Consider the following 8,393-nt stretch of genomic DNA (forward strand, 5'->3'; position numbering starts at 1 on the left):
CTGACGGTTACCGTTTTGCATTTACCTCCCCTCCATTTCACTTAGCGAAACGTTTCGACGTTGATCACAAATCCGTTACGTCATGATGGTTTTCTGAACATTTATGCGGCTACACTATTTTTAGCGAAACGTTTCGCTAGTGGAGCAAGAAAATGAAGAAAGGCACGGTTCTCAACTCAGAAATCTCATCGGTTATTTCCCGTCTTGGGCATACCGATACGCTGGTGGTTTGCGATGCAGGCTTACCGGTTCCGCGCAGCACAACCCGTATCGATATGGCGTTAACGCAGGGCGTGCCCTCGTTTATGCAGGTACTGGAGGTGGTGACGGCGGAGATGCAGGTTGAGGCGGCCATTCTCGCGGCGGAAATCAAACAACATAATCCGCAACTCCACGAAACGTTGCTCAGCCACATTGAGCAACTGCAACAACACCAGGGAAACACCATAGAAATTCGTTACACAACGCACGAACAGTTCAAACAACAAACCGCAGACAGTCAGGCGGTGATTCGCAGCGGGGAGTGTTCCCCGTATGCGAATATCATTCTCTGTGCTGGCGTCACCTTCTGAGGCCATCATGGACGCATTACTGCAACTCAAAGGGATCGATAAGTCGTTCCCGGGCGTAAAAGCCCTCTCCGGTGCGGCGCTTAACGTCTACCCAGGACGCGTGATGGCGCTGGTGGGCGAAAACGGTGCCGGCAAATCCACCATGATGAAAGTGCTGACCGGGATCTACCAGCGCGATGCCGGTTCACTCGTTTGGCTGGGTAAAGAAACCACCTTTAACGGCCCGAAATCCTCTCAGGAAGCGGGCATTGGCATTATTCACCAGGAGCTGAACCTGATCCCGCAGCTGACCATTGCGGAGAACATCTTCCTGGGCCGCGAGTTCGTGAACCGGTTCGGCAAAATCGACTGGAAAACCATGTACGCGGAAGCGGACAAGCTGCTGGCGAAGCTGAACCTGCGCTTTAAGAGCGACCGCCTGGTGGGCGACCTCTCCATCGGCGATCAGCAGATGGTGGAAATCGCGAAGGTGCTGAGCTTCGAGTCGAAGGTCATCATTATGGATGAACCGACCGATGCCCTGACCGATACCGAAACCGAATCCCTGTTCCGCGTGATCCGCGAACTGAAAGCGCAGGGGCGCGGCATTGTCTATATCTCTCACCGCATGAAAGAGATCTTCGAAATTTGCGACGACGTGACCGTCTTCCGCGACGGCCAGTTTATCGCCGAGCGCGAAGTGGCGACGCTGACCGAAGATACGCTGATCGAAATGATGGTGGGACGTAAGCTCGAAGACCAATATCCGCATCTGGATAAAGCGCCGGGCGAGATCCGCCTGAAGGTAGATAACCTCTGCGGCCCAGGCGTAAATGATGTGACCTTTACCCTGCGTCAGGGCGAGATCCTGGGCGTGGCGGGCCTGATGGGCGCGGGCCGTACCGAACTGATGAAAGTGCTGTACGGCGCACTGCCGCGCACCAGCGGTTACGTTACCCTTGACGGCCATGAAGTGGTGACCCGCTCGCCGCAGGACGGGCTGGCGAACGGCATTGTCTATATCTCCGAAGACCGCAAGCGCGACGGCTTAGTGCTGGGCATGTCGGTGAAAGAGAATATGTCCCTGACCGCGCTGCGCTATTTCAGCCATAGCGGCGGCAGCCTGAAGCATAAAGATGAGCAGCAGGCGGTCAGTGATTTTATCCGTCTCTTCAACGTTAAAACCCCGTCGATGGAGCAGGCTATTGGCCTGCTGTCCGGCGGGAATCAGCAGAAAGTGGCGATTGCCCGCGGGCTGATGACGCGCCCGAAGGTGTTGATCCTCGACGAGCCAACCCGCGGCGTGGACGTGGGCGCGAAAAAAGAGATCTATCAGCTGATTAACCAGTTCAAGGCCGACGGTCTGAGCATCATTCTGGTCTCTTCCGAGATGCCAGAAGTATTAGGCATGAGCGATCGCATTATCGTCATGCATGAAGGGCATCTCGGCGGTGAATTCACTCGCGAGCAGGCCACCCAGGAAGTTCTGATGGCTGCCGCTGTGGGCAAGCTTAATCGCGTGAATCAGGAGTAAGAAGATGACTACCCAGGCTGTTTCTGGTCGCCGCTATTTCACAAAGGCATGGCTGATGGAACAAAAATCGCTGATTGCCCTGCTGGTGCTGATCGCGATTGTCTCGACCATGAGCCCGAACTTTTTTACCGTCAATAATCTGTTCAACATTCTGCAGCAGACGTCGGTGAACGCCATTATGGCGGTCGGCATGACGCTGGTGATTTTGACCTCGGGTATCGATCTGTCCGTCGGTTCCCTGCTGGCGCTCACCGGTGCGATCGCCGCTTCAATTGTGGGAATTGAGGTCAACGCGCTGGTGGCCGTTGCGGCTGCACTGGCGGCTGGCGCGGCGATTGGTGCCGTTACCGGCGTGATTGTGGCAAAAGGCCGCGTTCAGGCGTTTATCGCCACGCTGGTGATGATGCTGCTGCTGCGCGGTGTGACCATGGTTTACACCAACGGTAGCCCGGTGAATACCGGGTTTACGGATAACGCGGATCTGTTTGGCTGGTTCGGTATCGGTCGCCCGCTGGGTGTCCCGACCCCGGTCTGGATCATGGCTATCGTCTTCCTGGCTGCGTGGTACATGCTGCACCATACCCGCCTGGGCCGTTATATCTATGCGCTGGGTGGTAACGAAGCGGCCACGCGCCTGTCCGGTATCAGCGTTAATAAAGTCAAAATTATCGTGTACTCCCTGTGCGGCCTGCTGGCCTCTCTGGCGGGCATCATCGAAGTGGCGCGCCTCTCTTCCGCGCAGCCGACGGCGGGGACGGGGTACGAGCTAGATGCCATCGCGGCGGTGGTTCTGGGCGGTACGAGCCTTGCGGGCGGTAAAGGTCGCATTGTTGGGACATTGATCGGCGCACTGATCCTCGGTTTCCTGAATAATGGTTTGAATTTGTTAGGTGTTTCCTCCTATTACCAGATGATCGTTAAGGCAGTGGTGATTTTGCTGGCGGTACTGGTAGACAACAAAAAACAGTAACTGACGACACTACAGGACATCTTAGATATGAACATGAAAAAACTGGCTACCCTGGTTTCCGCTGTCGCGCTGAGCGCAACCGTAAGTGCTAACGCCATGGCGAAAGACACCATCGCGCTGGTTGTCTCTACCCTGAACAACCCGTTCTTCGTCTCCCTGAAGGACGGTGCGCAGAAAGAAGCGGACAAACTGGGCTACAACCTGGTGGTGCTGGATTCACAGAACAACCCGGCGAAAGAGCTGGCTAACGTTCAGGACTTAACCGTTCGTGGCACCAAAATTCTGCTGATCAACCCAACCGATTCTGATGCCGTTGGTAACGCCGTGAAGATGGCAAACCAGGCGAAAATCCCGGTAATTACCCTGGACCGTCAGGCAACCAAAGGCGACGTGGTGAGCCATATCGCCTCTGACAACGTGCTGGGCGGCAAAATCGCGGGTGACTACATCGCGAAGAAAGCCGGTGAAGGCGCGAAAGTTATCGAACTGCAGGGTATCGCCGGTACTTCCGCGGCCCGTGAACGTGGTGAAGGCTTCCAGCAGGCCGTGGCTGCACACAAATTCAACGTGCTGGCCAGCCAGCCGGCAGACTTCGACCGTACTAAGGGTCTGAACGTCATGCAGAACCTGCTGACCGCGCATCCAGATGTGCAGGCGGTATTTGCACAGAACGATGAAATGGCGCTGGGCGCGCTGCGTGCCCTGCAGACCGCAGGTAAATCAGATGTGATGGTTGTCGGATTTGACGGCACGCCGGATGGTGAAAAAGCAGTAAATGATGGCAAACTGGCTGCGACCATCGCTCAGCTGCCTGAGCAGATTGGCGCGACTGGCGTTGAAACTGCCGACAAAGTGCTGAAGGGCGAAAAAGTTCAGGCCAAATATCCTGTTGACCTGAAGCTGGTCATTAAGCAGTAAAGGCGATTCAGGCAGTCGCTGGCTGCCTGAGGGACACCAAATAAAAGAAAAGTGTGGCATACGCCACCGGGTAATACCGGTGGCGCTCTCAGATGGACACCTCAATACATGAAAACCGCAGGCAACCTCGTCGTCCTTGGCAGTATCAATGCCGATCACATTCTTAACCTTGAAACGTTCCCCACTCCGGGCGAAACCGTCACCGGCAATCAGTATCAGGTCGCGTTCGGCGGTAAGGGTGCAAACCAGGCAGTTGCCGCCGGGCGCAGCGGGGCGAATACCGCATTTATCGCCTGTACGGGTGATGACGATACCGGCGAGCGCGTACGCAAGCAGCTGGCGAGCGACAACATCGATATCGCACCGGTCAGCGTTGTCGCGGGAGAGTCTACCGGCGTGGCGCTGATTTTCGTTAACGCTGAAGGTGAGAATGTCATCGGTATTCATGCTGGCGCTAACGCAGCGCTAACAACGGAGCGCGTAGAAGCGCAACGTGCAATCATTGGCGGGGCCGAGGCCCTGCTGATGCAGCTGGAGTCCCCGGTTGAAAGCGTGCTGGCCGCCGCGAAAATTGCGCATGAAAATCATACCACTGTCGTACTTAACCCTGCGCCTGCCCGTGTATTATCAGATGAACTGCTGGCGCTGGTGGACATCATTACGCCGAACGAAACCGAAGCGGAAAAGCTGACGGGCATTCGCGTTGAAAATGACAATGATGCCGCGCGTGCGGCAAAAGTGCTGCATGCAAAAGGCATCGGGACCGTTATCATTACTCTTGGTAGCCGCGGGGTGTGGGCTAGCGTCAATGGCGAAGGCCGTCGCGTGCCGGGCTTTAAGGTCAAAGCCATCGATACCATCGCCGCTGGAGACACCTTCAACGGTGCGCTGGTGACGGCATTGCTGGAAGGAAAAGCGATGGATGACGCGATCCGCTTTGCGCATGCCGCCGCCGCGATTGCGGTGACGCGCAAAGGCGCACAGCCTTCCGTTCCGTGGCGTAAAGAGATCGATGAATTCTTAAGTCAGCAGGGGTAACGCTTGGCTACGATGAAAGATGTCGCCCGCATGGCGGGCGTTTCTACTTCGACCGTCTCTCACGTTATTAATAACGACCGCTTCGTCAGCGAGGCGATTCGGGAGAAAGTCGAAGCCGCAGTAAAAGATCTCAACTATGCGCCGTCGGCGCTGGCGCGCAGTCTGAAGCTTAACCAGACGCGCACCATCGGCATGCTGATCACGGCCAGTACCAATCCTTTCTATTCTGAACTTGTTCGTGGCGTAGAGCGCAGCTGCTTCGAGCGTGGCTACAGTCTGGTGCTGTGCAATACCGAAGGCGACGAGCAGCGCATGAACCGCAACCTGGAAACGCTGATGCAAAAACGCGTCGACGGGCTACTGCTGCTCTGTACCGAAACGCATCAACCTTCAAAAGAGATCATTCAGCGCTATCCTTCTATTCCCACGGTAATGATGGACTGGGCGCCGTTCGACGGGACCAGCGATCTGATTCAGGATAACTCGCTGCTGGGTGGCGATATGGCGACGCAGCACCTGATTGATAAAGGCCATACCCGCATTGCCTGCATTACCGGCCCGCTGGATAAAACCCCGGCGCGCTTGCGTCTGGAAGGCTATCTTTCGGCAATGGAGCGGGCAGGGCTTGCCATTCCTGATGGCTATCGCATCACCGGCGATTTCGAGTTTAACGGCGGTTTCGAGGCAATGCAGACGCTGCTGGCGCAAGAGCCTCGCCCGCAGGCGGTGTTTATCGGCAACGATGCGATGGCGTTTGGTGCCTATCAGGCGCTGTATCAGGCGGGATTGCGCGTTCCGGACGATATGGCTATCGTGGGCTACGATGATATCGAATTGGCGCGCTACATGACGCCGCCGCTGACCACGATCCATCAGCCGAAGGATGAACTGGGTGAGCTGGCCATCGACGTGTTGATCCACCGTATGGCGCAGCCCACGCTGCAACAGCAACGTTTGCAGCTTACTCCTGTTCTGATGGAACGCGGTTCGGTTTAGCTTTCTCTTTGTGACGCTCTTTTATCAGGTTCCGGCCATCTTTCGGTTTTAACAACATAAAGACCAGCGCCGACACCACGGTAAGCGCGCCCATGGTGATAAAGGTATAGTGGAACTGCTCAACGGTATTCGTGCCGCCAAACCCTTCATAAAACCGCAGCACCGCCGCGCTCACGGCTACCCCGAGGCTGATCGACAGCTGTTGGGTCACCGCCAGTACGCTGTTGCCGCTGCTCGCGTTCTCATCGGTCAGGTCCGCAAGGGTGATGGTGTTCATCGACGTGAACTGCGTTGACATCGCCATTCCCAGCACAAACAGCGGCAGGATCAACATCCAGACCGGTAACGCCGCGGATTGCAGCGAGAACTGCGCAATCATCAGACCGATAAAGACCGTCACGCCAACCAGCGTTTTACGATAGCCAAACCAGCGCAGTACCTGCGTGACCGTTGATTTCGCCAGAATGGAACCCATTGCCGTGGGCGCCATCATGCAGCCGGCAATCAGCGCCGGGTAGCCGAACCCCACCTGCAGCATCAATGGCATCAGGAACGGTACGCAGCCCGTGCCCAGACGTGAGGCAATATTGCCCGCGATCCCGACGGAAAAGGTTCTGGTGTTAAAGAGAGATAAAGAGATAAGCGGTGTCGGGTGACGACGCGCATGGCGTATATAAAGAAGGAAAAGCAGAATACCACTGAGGATGACGGCGAGCGCCAGCCACGTTTCAACGAGCTTCTCGCCAATGAGTTCCATGCCACTGGAGAACAGCACCAGGCTCAGTCCAAACAGGAAAAAGCCGCCCATATCGAAGCTGCGCCTTGGCGTGGTGAAGTTCGGCATATATTTGCGGGCATAGATCAGCCCTGCCACGCCAATCGGAATATTAATCAGGAAAATCCAGTGCCAGCTTGCCCAGGTAACCAGCACACCCCCGAGGACCGGGCCAAGTATTGGGCCGACCAGCCCCGGCATGGTGACAAAGTTGAGTACGGGGAGCAGTTCGCTGCGTGGGTAGGCACGCAGCAAAGCGAGGCGCGCCACCGGCATCATCATCGCGCCGCCTATTCCTTGCAGTACGCGAAAGATAACCAGCTCCGTTAATGAAGTGGAGAGCGCGCAGGCCAGTGAACCGAGCGTAAAGAGCGTTACGGCCAGCATGAAAACTCTGCGGGTACCGAAGCGATCGGCCAGCCAGCCACTTACCGGGATCAACATCGCCACCGTGAGGGTGTAGCTGATGATGGCGGACTGCATTGCCAGCGGAGAGCGGTTAAGGCTTTGCGCAATGGCGGGAAGCGCCGTATTGAGGATGGTGGCATCCAGTGCCTGCATAAAGAACGCCATGGCTGCAATCCACGGCAATCCGGCCATGCTGCGCGCTTTTTTCTCTGTCATTTATTTACCTGCTGGTGGGGTGGTGCGGTCAGCAATGCCTGACATGCAGTCAGGGCTCGCTGCCCGTCGCTCTCCTGAATGGCATCTACTATCGCCTGATGCAAATTCAGCTTTACCACTTCGTCTTGTGTAATAGAGGTAAAGTAGGTGTGGTACACCGAATGGAATAACGAAGCAAAGGAAGTGAGGAACGGATTGGCGCTCATCATATAGATATGTTCATGCCAGGCCATATCGACCTCAATCCATCGTTCCCGGTTGAAGTGTTTTTTCAGGAACACCATCTCTTCCATGAGTGCGTTAAGCTGCGCTTTCTGCTCTGCTGTCCCGAGCGTGGCGGCAAGCAGGCATGCCTGAGGTTCAAGACTGCTGCGCATTACCAGAAAGTGATCGACGACCTGATGAAAGTTGTCTTCGGTCATCCACCAGGAGAGCAGCTCCTGATCGAGAAAATTCCAGTTATTCTGTGGCATCACGCGCGTGCCAATACGAGGGCGTGGAAGCACCATGCCTTTTGCCGTCAGGGTTTTCACCGCCTCGCGAACCGCGGTACGGCTTACTCCAAACTGCTCACCCAGCTCCAATTCACCCGGCAGGATGCTCCCCGGGGCATATTTACCCGCTAAAATCCGCTGCGCCAGCTTTTCTGCCAGCACATAGGACAGATTTTTTTGGGCGGCCAGCTGTTGTGCGCTTAATGGCATCGCTTTTATTCCTTAATGTTTCATGCTGTTAATTATGCCACCTCGAATGTGATTGTGGTTGCAGATACATCAAATAGAACAATTTGTAGCTTGATATCACCTCTGTTGGTGAAAAAAAACACGGTCAGAAACTTTTTTTGAATTTCCTCTTGTCACTTCAGAATAACGCCCTATAATGCGCCTCCACTGACACGGAACAACGGCACACACGCCGCCGGGTCAGCAGAGAAAAGCGAAATAAATGCTTGACTCTGAAGCGGGAGAGCGTAATATGCACACCCCG

The 8,393-nt window shown here is 55.7% G+C and carries 8 protein-coding genes; 6 read left to right on the forward strand and 2 right to left on the reverse strand.

What is annotated here, in order from left to right; translation table 11 throughout:
• The first annotated feature begins 152 nt into the window (after window positions 1-152).
• The 6 genes from rbsD (at window position 153) to rbsR (ending at window position 6,007) form a co-directional block, all read left to right on the forward strand.
• Window positions 153-572: a D-ribose pyranase gene (rbsD, locus tag IM273_RS08365; protein WP_003862392.1), complete on the forward strand. Its 420-nt coding sequence runs from the start codon at window positions 153-155 to the stop codon at window positions 570-572.
• A gap of 7 nt (window positions 573-579) precedes the next feature.
• Window positions 580-2,085: a ribose ABC transporter ATP-binding protein RbsA gene (gene rbsA / locus IM273_RS08370; RefSeq protein WP_041911754.1), complete on the forward strand. Its 1,506-nt coding sequence runs from the start codon at window positions 580-582 to the stop codon at window positions 2,083-2,085.
• A 4-nt stretch (window positions 2,086-2,089) separates the two neighbouring features.
• The gene (gene rbsC, locus IM273_RS08375; protein WP_006808742.1) at window positions 2,090-3,055 is read left to right on the forward strand and encodes a ribose ABC transporter permease; all 966 of its coding nucleotides are present in this window, start codon (window positions 2,090-2,092) and stop codon (window positions 3,053-3,055) included.
• A gap of 27 nt (window positions 3,056-3,082) precedes the next feature.
• On the forward strand, window positions 3,083-3,973 hold the full coding sequence (gene rbsB, locus IM273_RS08380; RefSeq protein ID WP_008503498.1) for a ribose ABC transporter substrate-binding protein RbsB: 891 nt from the start codon (window positions 3,083-3,085) through the stop codon (window positions 3,971-3,973).
• 108 nt (window positions 3,974-4,081) lie between these two features.
• A complete protein-coding gene (rbsK, locus tag IM273_RS08385; protein WP_126300720.1) occupies window positions 4,082-5,011 on the forward strand; it encodes a ribokinase in 930 nt (309 codons plus the stop codon).
• Between the two features lie 3 nt (window positions 5,012-5,014).
• On the forward strand, window positions 5,015-6,007 hold the full coding sequence (gene rbsR / locus IM273_RS08390) for a ribose operon transcriptional repressor RbsR (RefSeq protein WP_028014905.1): 993 nt from the start codon (window positions 5,015-5,017) through the stop codon (window positions 6,005-6,007).
• On the opposite strand, the gene mdtD is transcribed toward rbsR, so the two are convergent.
• Entirely contained in the window at window positions 5,973-7,406 is a 1,434-nt protein-coding gene (mdtD, locus tag IM273_RS08395; protein WP_069733410.1) for a multidrug transporter subunit MdtD, read from the reverse strand. The two genes, rbsR and mdtD, sit on opposite strands and share 35 nt — an antisense overlap.
• Window positions 7,403-8,110, reverse strand: a complete 708-nt coding sequence (locus tag IM273_RS08400) for a FadR/GntR family transcriptional regulator (RefSeq protein ID WP_193050948.1) — start codon at window positions 8,108-8,110, stop codon at window positions 7,403-7,405. Before IM273_RS08400 ends, mdtD begins: the two co-directional genes overlap by 4 nt.
• Window positions 8,111-8,393: the final 283 nt, after the last annotated feature.

It is taken from the genome of Enterobacter cloacae complex sp. P13B (assembly GCF_014895915.1).
In the GTDB taxonomy this organism is placed as follows: Bacteria; Pseudomonadota; Gammaproteobacteria; order Enterobacterales; family Enterobacteriaceae; genus Enterobacter; species Enterobacter bugandensis.

Coding starts and splice junctions, on each gene's coding strand:
- rbsC (WP_006808742.1), top strand. CDS start 2,090: ATGACTACCCAGGCTGTTTCTGGTCGCCGCTATTTCACAAAGGCATGG.
- rbsB (WP_008503498.1), top strand. CDS start 3,083: ATGAACATGAAAAAACTGGCTACCCTGGTTTCCGCTGTCGCGCTGAGC.
- IM273_RS08400 (WP_193050948.1), bottom strand. CDS start 8,110: ATGCCATTAAGCGCACAACAGCTGGCCGCCCAAAAAAATCTGTCCTAT.
- rbsA (WP_041911754.1), top strand. CDS start 580: ATGGACGCATTACTGCAACTCAAAGGGATCGATAAGTCGTTCCCGGGC.
- rbsK (WP_126300720.1), top strand. CDS start 4,082: ATGAAAACCGCAGGCAACCTCGTCGTCCTTGGCAGTATCAATGCCGAT.
- mdtD (WP_069733410.1), bottom strand. CDS start 7,406: ATGACAGAGAAAAAAGCGCGCAGCATGGCCGGATTGCCGTGGATTGCA.
- rbsD (WP_003862392.1), top strand. CDS start 153: ATGAAGAAAGGCACGGTTCTCAACTCAGAAATCTCATCGGTTATTTCC.